11 protein-coding genes are annotated in these 12,337 nt (G+C 65.2%); 6 read left to right on the plus strand and 5 right to left on the minus strand.

The window, feature by feature from the left end:
- Nucleotides 1–13: 13 nt before the first annotated feature.
- Nucleotides 14–496: a 2-vinyl bacteriochlorophyllide hydratase gene (bchF, locus tag AAF358_08250; protein MEM7705526.1), complete on the minus strand. Its 483-nt coding sequence runs from the start codon at nt 494–496 to the stop codon at nt 14–16.
- A 206-nt stretch (nt 497–702) separates the two neighbouring features.
- Here bchF and AAF358_08255 point away from each other — a divergent pair, with 206 nt between their 5' ends.
- From AAF358_08255 to AAF358_08280, 6 genes are all read left to right on the plus strand, one after another.
- Nucleotides 703–1,584, plus strand: a complete 882-nt coding sequence (locus AAF358_08255) for a cobalamin-dependent protein (GenBank protein MEM7705527.1) — start codon at nt 703–705, stop codon at nt 1,582–1,584.
- 12 nt (nt 1,585–1,596) lie between these two features.
- The gene (gene ppsR / locus AAF358_08260; GenBank protein MEM7705528.1) at nt 1,597–3,006 is read left to right on the plus strand and encodes a transcriptional regulator PpsR; all 1,410 of its coding nucleotides are present in this window, start codon (nt 1,597–1,599) and stop codon (nt 3,004–3,006) included.
- A 90-nt stretch (nt 3,007–3,096) separates the two neighbouring features.
- Complete coding sequence (gene chlG / locus AAF358_08265) at nt 3,097–4,002, plus strand: chlorophyll synthase ChlG (GenBank protein MEM7705529.1); 906 nt, start codon at nt 3,097–3,099, stop codon at nt 4,000–4,002.
- Nucleotides 3,999–5,333 (plus strand): BCD family MFS transporter, encoded by a 1,335-nt coding sequence (locus tag AAF358_08270; GenBank protein ID MEM7705530.1) that lies wholly within the window; start codon nt 3,999–4,001, stop codon nt 5,331–5,333. Before chlG ends, AAF358_08270 begins: the two co-directional genes overlap by 4 nt.
- Nucleotides 5,320–6,504, plus strand: a complete 1,185-nt coding sequence (locus tag AAF358_08275) for a geranylgeranyl diphosphate reductase (GenBank protein MEM7705531.1) — start codon at nt 5,320–5,322, stop codon at nt 6,502–6,504. Before AAF358_08270 ends, AAF358_08275 begins: the two co-directional genes overlap by 14 nt.
- A 45-nt stretch (nt 6,505–6,549) precedes the next feature.
- A complete protein-coding gene (locus tag AAF358_08280; protein ID MEM7705532.1) occupies nt 6,550–7,035 on the plus strand; it encodes a TspO/MBR family protein in 486 nt (161 codons plus the stop codon).
- On the opposite strand, the gene AAF358_08285 is transcribed toward AAF358_08280, so the two are convergent.
- Genes AAF358_08285 through AAF358_08300 form a run of 4 tightly spaced genes read right to left on the minus strand, consistent with a single transcriptional unit; the run spans nt 7,028 to nt 12,331 of the window.
- Complete coding sequence (locus tag AAF358_08285) at nt 7,028–7,927, minus strand: alpha/beta hydrolase (GenBank protein MEM7705533.1); 900 nt, start codon at nt 7,925–7,927, stop codon at nt 7,028–7,030. The two genes, AAF358_08280 and AAF358_08285, sit on opposite strands and share 8 nt — an antisense overlap.
- Nucleotides 7,911–9,041 (minus strand): lipocalin-like domain-containing protein, encoded by a 1,131-nt coding sequence (locus tag AAF358_08290; protein MEM7705534.1) that lies wholly within the window; start codon nt 9,039–9,041, stop codon nt 7,911–7,913. Before AAF358_08290 ends, AAF358_08285 begins: the two co-directional genes overlap by 17 nt.
- Nucleotides 9,042–9,043: 2 nt before the next feature.
- Nucleotides 9,044–11,569 carry an FtsX-like permease family protein gene (locus tag AAF358_08295; protein MEM7705535.1) on the minus strand — a complete coding sequence of 842 codons (2,526 nt, stop codon included), beginning with the start codon at nt 11,567–11,569 and terminating at the stop codon, nt 9,044–9,046.
- A 21-nt stretch (nt 11,570–11,590) separates the two neighbouring features.
- Entirely contained in the window at nt 11,591–12,331 is a 741-nt protein-coding gene (locus AAF358_08300) for an ABC transporter ATP-binding protein (protein MEM7705536.1), read from the minus strand.
- Between the last annotated feature and the right edge of the window lie 6 nt (nt 12,332–12,337).

The following is a 12,337-nucleotide window of genomic DNA, read 5'->3' on the forward strand; positions in this document are numbered from 1 at the left end:
AGCGCTTCGGTCACTAGGCGGCCTCCGCGGTGGCGAAGGTGGCCGTCAGCCGTGCGCGCCGGAATTTCCAAAGGAACTGACCCGCATTAACCATGTAGGCCGCGTATGCCGCGATGGCGATGTACATCTGTTCGACTACGCTGAGACTGCCGCTCATCCACGCGTATAAATAAAGCGTGTGCAGCGCAATTACGCCCATGCTCACCAGGTCTTCCCAGAAAAAGGCTTTGGCAAAGAGGTATTGCCCGAAGACCTCGCGCTCCCAGATCGCGCCGGTCACCATAATGGTGTAGAGCACCAGCGTTTTGGTGACCACGGAGGCGGTGGCGACACCGGCGCCGTCGCCGGTGACGAGGAACCGGACGACGAGGCCCAGGCTGCAGAGAAAGATCACAAATTGGAGCGCTGCCAGCACACCCTGTACCTGGGTCCAGGGTGACGCGTCGCGGCGCCTCCGTTGCTCCGGCGTGTAGATGGGCGGCGGCGAACCAGACACTGGTGGCAGAACTCCTTAAATTCAGGCGGCAGGACCGCGAGATACCGAATCTAATGGGCGCGAGGCAATGTGTCAACTAAAGTGTACGTAAGTGTAACTTGACAAATGATGGCTGTCGCGCTTTATTCACACTTCTATATGTCAGATTGGCTGGCAGGCCGCGCGATGCGGATCAGCCGGGGCGGCCTGTCTGGGAGGACAGTCTCATGCGTAACCGTCAGGGAACTGACCGTATCGACCACACCGAAGGGAGCACCCGCTGGGCCGGCAGCGCCGATTCCGAAGACTCTGGCGATCAGGAAGGTGATCAACGACCGGCGGGGGATGATGCGTGGAATCAGCTTGAGTCGACCATCGAAGGAGAAATTGTTCCCCGCCTGATGATGGCTTTCCAGCAGCCCAGCGCGATGCCGATCGCCGCGCCCGTTGCTGCCGATCCGAACACCCAAATGGACGAGTTTGTAGACCTCATCCTCGCGGGTGACACGCCCGCTGCGATTGGATTTATTCGGCAGGTGTACGGCGCCGGCTCCTCGCTAAAGCCCAGCTACCTCAATCTGATCACCGACTGCGCGCGTCAGCTCGGGAGCCTTTGGGACGAAGATCGATGCAGCTTCTTTGACGTAACGGCGGGAATCACCCGTCTACGCCAGATCATGCTGGAACTGAGCCCCCAGTTCTGTGCCTCCAACCGTCACGAAGTGCGGGAGGGTCTGCACGCGCTGATTCTCCCCGTGCCGGGTGATCAACACACGCTGGGCCAATCGACGGTGGTGGAATCCTTTCGCCGGGCCGGCTGGAACGTACAGGCCGGCACGTCCGAGACCGTCGGCGCCATCACCCGGCTCGTTGAGCGTCAGCATTTCGACGTGGTTGGCCTGTCGGTCAGCGCTGACCGATTTGTCGACGATCTCGGCCCGATCATCACCCGGATTCGCGAAGCTTCCTGCAACCCCAAGCTCAAGGTGCTGGTCGGCGGTCGATCCGTCGCAGCTCGAGACGGCCTGGCGGATGAGCTGGGTGCCGACGCCACGGCCGGCGACGGGCATGCTGCCGTGGCGGCTGCCGAACGCCTCGTCTGCCACTAATGAGCTTTCGCTGTGGCTGACAAAAATTCTTCGACTCTCGGCGAAAACTATTTCGCTGACCTGAGCCCGGCACAGCTGGCGACGATCGTCTCCGGCGCCAACGACCTGGCGCTGATCGTCGACAGTCAGGGTGTGGTTCGAGACGTCGCGGTGGAAGATCCCAAAGGCGCGATGGCCGGCGCCCCGGACTGGGTCGGCCAGCCCTGGGTGGACACAGTCACCGTCGAATCGCGGCCGAAGATCGAGGCGCTGATGGCCGAACAGAGCGGCTCACAATCACGCTGGCGTCAGGTGAACCACCCGACCAGCACCGGGCTCGATCTGCCGATTATGTATCGCTCCTTTAATTGTCAGGATCACGCGATTGTGCTCGGTAAGGACCTGCGCCCATTGTCCCAGGTGCAGCAGCAGCTGCTCGACGTGCAGCACTCGATGGAAAATGAGTACGCGCGCCTGCATCACGCCGAAACCCGGTATCGCATGCTCTTTCAGCTGGCCGCAGAGGCCATCCTGATCCTTGACGCTGACGGTCGTTCCATCCAGGAAGCGAATCCAGCAGCGGCTCAGCTGCTTGGCGAGTCCGTGGCGAAGCTGGTTCGGCGCTCGCTGGCCGATTACCTGCGGGACATCGACCTGACCGAGCTGCTCGCCGAGTCGCGCTCCGCGGGTCAGGGGCGGGAGCTGAAGGTCAAGCTGCAGGACGGCCGCGAATGCCAGCTCTCCGCAACCCTGCTCCGGCAGGACGACGCGATGCTCTACCTGATTCATCTAACGCCCAGCGATCGCCAGCTGCTGCCGGACCGCAGCGATGAGGCAATGTCGACGCTGGCGGTGGTTCGCGAATCATCCGACGGTTTTGTGATCACCGACATGGACGGCCAGATTCTGGCCGGCAACGAGGCGTTTGTGCGCATGTGTCAGCTGGGCAGCGAAGCCCAGCTGAAGAATCAGCCTCTTGAGCGCTGGCTGGGACGCTCCGGCGTTGATATGCGGGTGATCCGCAAAAACCTCAGCCAGCGTGGCGTGGTCCGCCAGTACAGCACCACGGTCAGTCCGGAGTTTGGCACCCCGCTGGAAGTTGAGCTGTCGGGCGTATCGGCCAGCGACGCCGAGCCGCCGTGCCTGGGTTTTGTCATTCGCCAGCTGCGCAGCGCCAGCCGCGGCGAAACGGAAGAGAAGTTTGTCAAACAGCCGCTCGGCAAGTCGCTAGAGCAGATGACCGAACTGGTGGGTCGGGTCCCGCTGAAAGATCTTGTACGGGAAACCACAGACCTGATCGAGCGCCTGTGTATCCAGGCAGCGCTCGAGCTGACTACCAACAATCGGGCCTCCGCGGCCGACATGCTGGGGCTGTCCCGGCAAAGCCTCTACGTGAAGCTGCGCCGCTACGGCATCGCTGACGGCAACGGCTCCGACAAGTAACGAGCCGATGTGCCGGCCTGACTGTCAATACTCCGTGACTGTCACGTTTCGTTGACACTTACCCCTAGTCGCGCTACCGTCTCCTTTACTATGCAGGCCACCGCAGTCCAAACCGCCGCTCCCGGGCTGAAGCCCCTGGCCCTGCTTGAACTCCTAAAACCGATCACCTGGTTCCCACCCATGTGGGCCTTCGGCTGCGGCCTGGTTTCGTCACGCGCGACGTTTGAAGGCCGCTGGTGGTTTGTGGTCGGTGGGATTGCACTCGCTGGCCCGCTGCTGTGCGGCACCAGCCAGGTGGTCAACGACTGGTTCGACCGCCACGTTGATGCGGTCAACGAGCCGAACCGACCGATTCCGTCCGGACGGGTGCCCGGGCGCATCGGGCTGTGGTTTGCCATCCTCTGGTCGGCGGTGTCCATCGCCGTTGCCGCCGCTCTGGGCGTGTGGGTGCTGGCCGCCAGCTCCTTGGGTCTGCTCCTTGCCTGGGCCTACAGCGCGCCGCCGGCCCGCCTCAAGCTCAACGGCTGGTGGGGCAATGGGGCGGCAGGTCTTTGTTATGAAGGTCTGCCGTGGTTTACCGCGGCTGCGGCGCTGAGTGGGACGTTGCCGGGCTGGGAGATCATCTCGCTCGCGCTGCTTTACTCGGTTGGCGCGCACGGAATCATGACGCTCAACGACTTTAAGGCCCTGAAAGGGGATCACCTGCTGGGCGTTCGATCGCTGCCGGTGCAGCTGGGCCCGGAGCGCGCGGCAAGGGTCGCGTGCTGGGTGATGACGCTGCCGCAGCTGGCGGTAATCGGGCTGCTGGTTTACTGGCAGGCCGTTCCTTTTGCGGCGGCGGTTGGTCTTGGCGTGCTGCTGCAGCTCCTGGCCATGAAAAAAATGCTGCGGGACCCGGAAGGGCTCGCTCCCTGGTACAACGGCACGGGAGTGACGCTATACGTGCTCGGCATGCTCGTCAGCGCCTTTGCGCTTCGTCTGGAGGTGCTGGCATGAGCGCCGGCGGCCTGGGCTGGGTGGGCATCTTCCGGCTGGGGCTGGTGCAGGCTTCGCTGGGCGCCATTGTTGTGCTGACCACCTCAACCCTGAACCGGGTCATGGTGGTCGAGCTGGCGCTGCCAGCCATCCTTCCGGGCCTGCTGGTTGCGATGCATTACGGCATCCAGATTCTGCGGCCTCGCTTCGGCCACGGCTCGGACCGGGGCGGGCGACGCACCCCGTGGATCATCGGCGGCATCGCCGTGCTGGGCCTCGGTGGGGTCCTGGCTGCCGCCGCCACCGCATTGATGACCGTTTCAACCGTGGCCGGCGTGGCCCTCTCAGCCGCTGCCTTCCTGCTGATCGGCGGCGGGGTTGGCGCCGCCGGCACATCGCTGCTGGTACTGCTGTCGGCTACCGTCAGCCCGGCGCGGCGAGCCGCGGCGGCCACCATCACCTGGGTCACGATGATCGCGGGCTTCATTATTACCACCGCGATTGTCGGGCAGCTCCTCGACCCGTTCAGCTACGCGCGCCTGGTCGCGCTCACCGGCGCGGTCAGCGCGGTGGCCCTGCTGACGACCGCGCTGGCGGTCTGGGGCATCGAAGCCCGCTATGCCCGCCGGGTGGTTGAGCCGGAGGCCTCACCGGACAAAGCTGAGTTCATCACCGCCATGCGGGAGGTGTGGTCCGAGCCACGCACCCGGCGCTTTTCGGTGTTTGTTTTCATGTCCATGCTGGCCTACAGCGCGCAGGATCTGCTGCTGGAGCCCTTCGCAGGCGCGGTGTTCGGGCTGACGCCCGGCGAGTCCACGCAGCTCGGCAGCGTGCAGCATGGCGGCGTCATGCTCGGCATGCTGCTGGTGGCGCTGGTGGGCAGCGGTCTGGCCAAGGGACGCCACGACGTTCTGCGGCGCTGCACCGTCGCCGGCTGCGCCGGCTCCGCGCTGATGCTGGCGCTGGTCTGCGTGGCGGCGCTGAGCGGCCCACCCTGGCCGCTGCACGGGCTCGTGTTTTCCCTCGGGCTGGCCAACGGAGTGTTCGCCGTGGCCGCGATTGGGAGCATGATGACGTTGGTCAGCGAAGGCCATCGGCAGCGCGACGGCGTGCGGATGGGCCTGTGGGGCGCCGCCCAGGCCGTCGCCTTTGGGCTCGGCGGCATCATCGGTACCGCCGTGGTTGACCTGTCGCACTGGCAGGGTGTTTCCACCGCCAGCGCCTACGGCCTGGCGTTTGCCGTGCAGTCGGCCTTGTTTGTGATCGCCACAGCGCTGGCGGTCAGCCTCGGACGCCGTTCAGCGGCCGAGCGGTCAAAACCTTCTTTGGAGATCAGCGATGCAGCAGTATGACGTAGTTGTAGTGGGCGGCGGCCCAACCGGCGCCACCGCGGCCAATGACCTCGCTGCCATGGGTCATAAGGTCATGCTGCTGGACAAAGATGGTCGCATCAAACCCTGCGGCGGCGCTGTCCCTCCCAAGCTCGTGGAGGAGTTCGATATCCCCCACAGCCAGCTGGAGGCCAAGGTGACAACCGCGCGCATGATCGCTCCGAGCCATACTGCGGTAGACATGGACATCGGCGGTTGGGTCGGCATGGTCAACCGCGGCACGTTCGATGAATGGCTGCGCAATCGTGCGGAAAAGACCGGCGCCACGCGCTGCACCGGCGACTACAAGGAGCTGCTGCGCGACGATCAGCCCGGCCCCATCGTTCGCTTCGTCGACAAAGCGGGCGAGGAACACCGGGTCCGCGCGAAGCTCGTGATCGGCGCTGATGGCGCCGCATCCCGGGTTGCCAAGGAACACATCCCCAACGCCAAAGAGCTGGCGAAGGTGTTTGCCTACCACGAGATCGTCAAATCGCCGAGTGAACCGCGCGAGGGTTTTGATCCTGAGCGTTGCGACGTTTACTACCAGGGTCGGGTGTCTCCGGATTTTTACGGCTGGGTGTTTCCCCACGGCGAGGAAACCAGCATAGGAATGGGGACGGCGGTCAAAGGCCACTCGCTCCGAGGCTCGGTTAAGATTCTGCGTGAAGGCTCAGGCCTCGAGGACGCCCCCACGGTCCGCACCGAAGGCGCGCCGATTCCTCTCAAGGCGCTGAAGCGCTGGGACAACGGTCGGGACGTGCTGGTGTCCGGCGACGCCGCCGGCGCCGTCGCGCCGGCATCGGGCGAGGGCATTTACTACGCCATGCTCAGCGGCCGCCTGGCCGCTGACGCCTGTGCCCAGGTTCTGCGTACCGGCAAGGTTGCGGCGCTAAAGACCGCACGCAAACGCTTTATGCGGCTTCACGGCCGGATTTTCTGGGTGCTCGGGATCATGCAGAAGTTCTGGTACAACAGCGAGAAGCGTCGTGAGCGTTTTGTCAGCATTTGTCGCGACCCGGACGTACAGCGTCTGACCTGGGAAGCCTATATGAACAAGCGTTTGGTCCGCGCCAAGCCGGTTGCCCACGTGCGTATCTTCTTCAAAGATCTGGCGCACCTCTTGGGAATCGCGCGCACCGATCCGCACTGATTTTCCCGCGGGCAGCATGACCGGTCTCATTCCGTCCCGCCGACTATGAGGGTAATTCCCTCGCGCCGCTGGCCGGCCATCATCGTAGCCGTTGCCTGTGCGGTGAGCGTATCGGCGCTCGGCGGCTCGCTGACCGATCTCGGGCCCTGGTACCAGAACCTCACGCAACCCGACATCAAACCCCCGGACTGGGTCTTCGGTCCGGTCTGGACCACCATCTTTACCCTGACAGCCACCGCCGGCGTGCTGGCCTGGTGGGCGAGCGAGCAGCGTCGCGGTGTGTTGATCGGCGCGCTGGCCTTTAACGCGGGCATGAACGTGCTGTGGTCGCTGCTGTTTTTTCACCTCAAGCGGCCGGACTGGGCCCTGCTGCAGGTTCCCATGCTGTGGGCGTCGATTTTGGTGCTTGCGGTGGTGTGCGGCCGCCGTCGCAGGGTGGCCGGCTGGCTGCTGCTCCCCTACCTCGCCTGGGTATCGTTAGCGGCGATCGTCAACTACGGCGTCGTCAGGCTGAACGGTCCTTTCAGCTGAGGTTCGCCTCTTCGGCGATCGATCCCCTGGCTTCCAAACCGGCGTAAAACGCCAGGATATGTTCAGCGCAGATCTGTGGATGTTCCATATGAAGATGATGGCCGCCTGGCGCCGTGATCACCGTCTCCTGCGGGCAGATGCCCTCCCGCTTTTTCAGGAGCTGGACCATCTGGGGGTAGCGATGCTGCTCCGCCAGCAGGACCAGCACCGGGCACTCGATCGCCGCCAGGATTTCCCGGACCTGCGCCTCCGTGTAGCGCTGCAGTGAGGACCACTTAAGGCGCCGGTCCCCCAGCCAAGTGTAGCCTCGGTCGGTCTCGACGATGCCTCGTTCTCCAAGGACGCGGCAAAGCGCGAGTGGAAAGTGTTCATTTTCCCGGGCGGCCAGCGCTTCATCATAGGTGGCGAAGTAGCGCTGCTTCAGCCCTCCGCTACGGTCGAGGACCCCCTTGCGCAGCTGCTGCACCACGTGGTTTTCCGGTCCGCTGATCGGGCCGAGCATGTCGATGCTCACAAACGAGGCGAAACGCTCGGGGAATGTTGCCGCCAGCAGGGCGCCGAGACCTCCACCCATGGAGTGCCCAATCAGGTGGCAGCGGTCCCAGCCAAGAACCGTCAGCGTCTGGAACACGAGCGGCACATTGTCGATGTAGTGGAACCAGTGACCTTTGTCGCCCATCTCCGTCAGCCCATGGCCAGGAAGATCCAACGCGACGACCCGACAGCCAGCCAGGTGCGGCGCCAGCGGCGCAAAGCTGTCGGCGTGATCCATCCAGCCGTGGAGCGCAAGCACGGGCGACCCCTCGGGCGGCCCGTACTCTCGAGCCGTCAGGTCGAAACCGCCTACCTGAAGGCTCAGGTTGCGGGGCGTTGCCTCACTGGGCTCTGTCATAACCGGTCATCTCCAGATAGCCGTTGGCGCTGAGCTCCTCTGTGCCCCAGCGGCCGTTGGCGCGCACTGCACCCTCCCAATACCGGAAGGTCTGATTCAATTCCTGATCGTCGAGCATCGCTTCCACCGTCAGCGCGAGCTGCTGGCCCGGTAGCTCCAGCCGCCAGCGGAGCGGATAACGGGCGTCGCTGTGGGGGCTGCGCCAGTAGCCGCCCGGGCTGAGCACAAAATCTTTAGCGGTCAGCTGCAGACGCTGGTCTCCATCAACCAGCGAGCCGGCCGCATACCCATCTGCCCGGCCCTCGGCGTCGCGGAGCTGAAACAGCATCAGGTAACGTCCGGCTCCCAGCTGGAGACTGAACCAGTCCCAGCCAGTCTGATTCTTGGACAGCACGCTCGTGCTCCACTCCCGGTCGAGCCAGCTGCTGCCGCGCACCGGCAGCCGCTCACCCGCCAGCGTCAGCGTGCCGCTGCTCGCCAGCTCAGGAATCGAGTAATAGTAGCTGGCGTTGCCAGGCCCCGCACCCTTGATGCTCAGGCCGTTGTCCCCGTGCGGGATCACCGGACTGACCGGCGTCAGGTTCAGCTCCAGAGCCACCTCCTCACCGGTCGCCCGAAGCACAATTCCGTCATCGCGCCAGTGCGCGGACCAGTCATCCAGGTCGACGGAGAGCCGACCGGTCGCCGCCGCGGCCAGCCCCGCGGCACCCCGGCTCAGACGCTGGTCGTGGAAAAAGCGGCCGCCGTCGAGGTCGCTCACCGCGAAGTGAGCCAGGTACAGCTGTCCCGTCGACCATCCGACAGGGTTTGACGCCGGGCTGTCGGGCTTGAGCGCCTGCCGGAAAAACGTGAGCTGATAGCCGAAGCGTCTCGGCGGCGCGCTGGCGGCCGCGTCCCCGGCCAGCGCCAAATGACCGGTGAAATACCACCACTCGGTTTGGTACTCGGGATGGGCACCGTGATCTGCAGGAAATTCAAAGGCACGCGGAGCCACCGCCCGACGGAAACCCGGGTCAGCCTCGCCGCCGAGCGTCTGCTGCAGATCGGTGACCGGTGGTGGCTCAGCACCACAGCCCAGCAGCAGTACCACCGCCAGGCCAAGCAAGCCGCGCATCGTCACGACCGCGGCACCGCTGGGCGGTTAAAGCTCAGGGCAGGCGGCAGCGCCGCCAGCACCGCGGCAACCAGCGCCAGCCCACCGCCCAGCGCAAACGTGGTCCATTGCCAGTCGACATAGAGCGTCCAGCCAAAGGCTCGAGTATTGACGACGCCGGTCAGCAGCCAGGCCAGCGCAGCGCCGAGCGGCGCGGCCAGCAGCGCGGCCGTGAGTCCGAGCCCAGCCGATTCCAGCAGCAGCAGGGTGCCGATCTGCCGCCGCGTGAGTCCCAGGCAATGCAGCAGGCTCGACTCGCGGCGACGCTCCAGCTGCAGCGCAAGGATGGCGCTCAGGACGCCGACAAAGGCAACGATCGCGGCGAGCCATTTCAGCCCTCGGGTCAGCTGAAACGTCTGGTCAAAGACTTCCAGCGAGCGCCGCCGGATTTCCCCCGTTTCCCCCAGCTCAAGATCAGCAAACGCCGGACTATCTGACTGCGCCAGAGTTTCCCGCAGCCGAACAAACCCGGCCTCAGCCTGACCTGGTTCGAAGTACACCGCCGCCGAGGTGACGTCGAGGTCCGACCAGATCTGCTGATATTGATCCAGATGAATAATCGCCCGGCCTCCGTCGGCCCGGTAATCCTTGAACACCGCGCCAACCTTAAGCCGTACTGGCCCCGTGGGCCCCGGCACGCTGATCCGATCGGCCGGTTGCAGCGACAGCCGTCGGGCGAGCGTCTCGCTGATGAGCGCCACAGGCTCGCGATGCCACCGACGCCAATCATTGCCGGACCAGGGTGTCATGAATTCGTACGAATCCCGCCCCTCGGCGGTCAGGTCCTGAGCCGACAGCCGGCTGACGCCCGCCTCCTCGGGCCAGCTGCGGCTGACGTAGCGCGCGACCTCCCGCACACCGTCACTCGAACGCACCCGGCGGAGAACCTCAGGGCTGATCGACGCGTTTTCAGCGCCGTTGCGGAGGTACGCATCCGCGCTCAGGCTCACGTTAAGCCAGCCCACCACGCTGCCGCGAAAACTCGAGATCATGTGGTCGACACCAATGACGGTGGCCACCGCCAGGATCAGCGCCGCCAGCGCGGCACCGGTCCGGCTTAACGTCTGGGGCAGGCGGGCTCGGGCAAAGCCGGCGAGAGGTCGGCCGGCCACCCCAACGGGCAGGGAACCCAGCAGCCTGACCGCCAGCGGGATAGCGATGGCGATCCAGCCGACGGCGACCAGAAAAACCGCGGCCAGAGCGCTGATCAGGCTCGCGTTGAGCTGGAGCAGAACCGCCAGGGCCAAGGCGAACGTACCGAGGGTGACCAGCTGCCAGGTGAGCCTTGAGGACGCGGCGGTCCGCTCGGTGCTCCGCGCCTGGGCCAGCGGGCTTTGTCGTGCCGCGGTCAGTGCCGGCCACAGCGCCGCCGCCAGTGAACCCAGCAATCCCAGCACCGCGGCCTGCGCCCAGAGCAGCGGCGAAATGCGGGCGCTGCGGCTCACCACCTCGTAATACAGCTGACTGACCGTACCCGCCATCTGCGCCATGACCGCGTCAGCGAGCCACAGTCCCAGCAGCATCCCGAGACCGGTACCCAGCACCCCCAGCAGGCAGGCCTCAAGCAGGATCCACCGCGTGATGTCGCGACGGGTCAGCCCGAGCAGCCGGCAAAACGCGTAGACCTGTTGGCGCTGCAGGACAAAAAATCGCAGCGTGTTGAACACGATAAAGGCGCCAACGAGCAGCGCCAGAAGGCTGAGCGCCAGCAGGTTGAGCTCCAGGGCCCGGCTCATACCCGCATTGCTGGAGTTCCCGACGGCTCGCAGCGTCAGCTTCGCCGGCAGCGCGGCTCTTAGTTCAACCAGCTGCGCTTCGAGTGCCGTTTCGTCCGCATCATCAAGCGCCAGGTCGATACGACTGAGCGGCAGCGGCGGCGGGGGCTCAGCGACCGAACCGCGCGTCATCGCCAGCAGCGAGGCCGCCTGGCTGAGGTCAACAATCAACAGCTCCTCGGCGCCGCTGACCAGCGATGGGTCCAGCCTCGCCGCCACCGTCAGCGCGGCGGTGTCCGTGGGCGTGGCCAGTCGGACCTCACTCCCTACCGGCTCACCGGCCAGGACGAGCGGCTCTCCGCCCAGCCAGTCCGCCAGCGGAAAACCGGCTTCACCCGCGTAGCTGCCGGTGAAGTCCCGCAGCCGGGCCTCGCGCAGCAGATCGATGCCGAGGACGGTCCGCCGGCGGTTGTTGGCATCCTTGACCTCAAAGCTGAGTACAGGCGCCATCACCAGCCCGGCAAAGCGTCGCTGGAGTGCCACAAAAGCGCCGCCGTCAAAAAAGTCTTCTGCGCCGGTGATCTGGTGGCTGGCAGAGCCGGACAGCTGGTCAGAAAACCGGCTGAAGCTCTCGCTGATCGTCGCTCGCGCGGCGCCCACCGAAACCACCGCGGCAACCCCGAGGGCGAGCCCCAGGAGTGCCAGCGCAAGCTGCCCAGGATGCCGCGCAAAATAGCGCCAGGACGCTTTCAGCTGCAGGGAATACAGGTGCATAAGCGTGTTTAAGGCACGTTCTCAGGCGGAAAGGACGCGCGCTGAGTTATTCGTGGGTTCGCTGGGAAGCAGCCGACCTTCGCTGATTGACAGCGTGCGGTCCATTCGGGCGGATAGCTCAGAGCTGTGGGTGATCAGCAGCAGGCCGGCGCCGCGTTCGCGGCATTGATTCACCAGTAGCTCGATCACCTGGTGAGCATTGTCCAGATCCAGGTTGCCGGTCGGCTCGTCCGCCAGAACCAGCTGTGGCTGGTGAATGAGCGCCCGAGCCACCGCCACACGCTGCTGCTCACCGCCCGACAAATCCTCGGGCAATTTGTCCCGCAGCGCCGCGATGCCAAGGGCGTCGAGCAATTCGCTGCTTCGCCCGTCGTCCGGCAGGCCACTCAGGGCCAGCGGAAACGCGAGATTTTCCCGGACGGTTAGGGTGGGCAGCAGGTTGAACGATTGGAACACGATGCCGAGCTGCTGCCGCCGAAATTGCGCGAGGGCGTTCTCGTCCAGGGTGGCCAGCTGGTGGCCGGCGACGCGAACGTGACCGGCGTCGGGTTTCAGCAGGCCGGCGATCAGGTTGAGCAGCGTGGTCTTGCCCGAGCCGCTGCGCCCGACGAGCGCCAAACTTTCACCGGCGGACAGGCTGAGATCGAGCTGGTCCAGGACGGGCCTCGGGTCAGGTGGGTAGATCTTGCTGACGGCGCTCAGCTCAACCAGCCGCTCGCCCGGGCCGACCCCCTGAGCCGACGCCGCAGTCTGCTCAGTCACGAACCG

Source organism: Pseudomonadota bacterium (genome assembly GCA_039033415.1).
Classification (GTDB): Bacteria; Pseudomonadota; Gammaproteobacteria; order Xanthomonadales; family SZUA-38; genus JANQOZ01.

Excerpts from the sequence above, each read along its gene's own strand:
- AAF358_08275 (MEM7705531.1), top strand. The coding sequence starts at position 5,320 with ATGCAGCAGTATGACGTAGTTGTAGTGGGCGGCGGCCCAACCGGCGCC.
- AAF358_08285 (MEM7705533.1), bottom strand. The coding sequence starts at position 7,927 with ATGACAGAGCCCAGTGAGGCAACGCCCCGCAACCTGAGCCTTCAGGTA.
- AAF358_08255 (MEM7705527.1), top strand. The coding sequence starts at position 703 with ATGCGTAACCGTCAGGGAACTGACCGTATCGACCACACCGAAGGGAGC.
- AAF358_08295 (MEM7705535.1), bottom strand. The coding sequence starts at position 11,569 with ATGCACCTGTATTCCCTGCAGCTGAAAGCGTCCTGGCGCTATTTTGCG.
- AAF358_08270 (MEM7705530.1), top strand. The coding sequence starts at position 3,999 with ATGAGCGCCGGCGGCCTGGGCTGGGTGGGCATCTTCCGGCTGGGGCTG.
- AAF358_08290 (MEM7705534.1), bottom strand. The coding sequence starts at position 9,041 with ATGCGCGGCTTGCTTGGCCTGGCGGTGGTACTGCTGCTGGGCTGTGGT.
- AAF358_08280 (MEM7705532.1), top strand. The coding sequence starts at position 6,550 with ATGAGGGTAATTCCCTCGCGCCGCTGGCCGGCCATCATCGTAGCCGTT.
- chlG (MEM7705529.1), top strand. The coding sequence starts at position 3,097 with ATGCAGGCCACCGCAGTCCAAACCGCCGCTCCCGGGCTGAAGCCCCTG.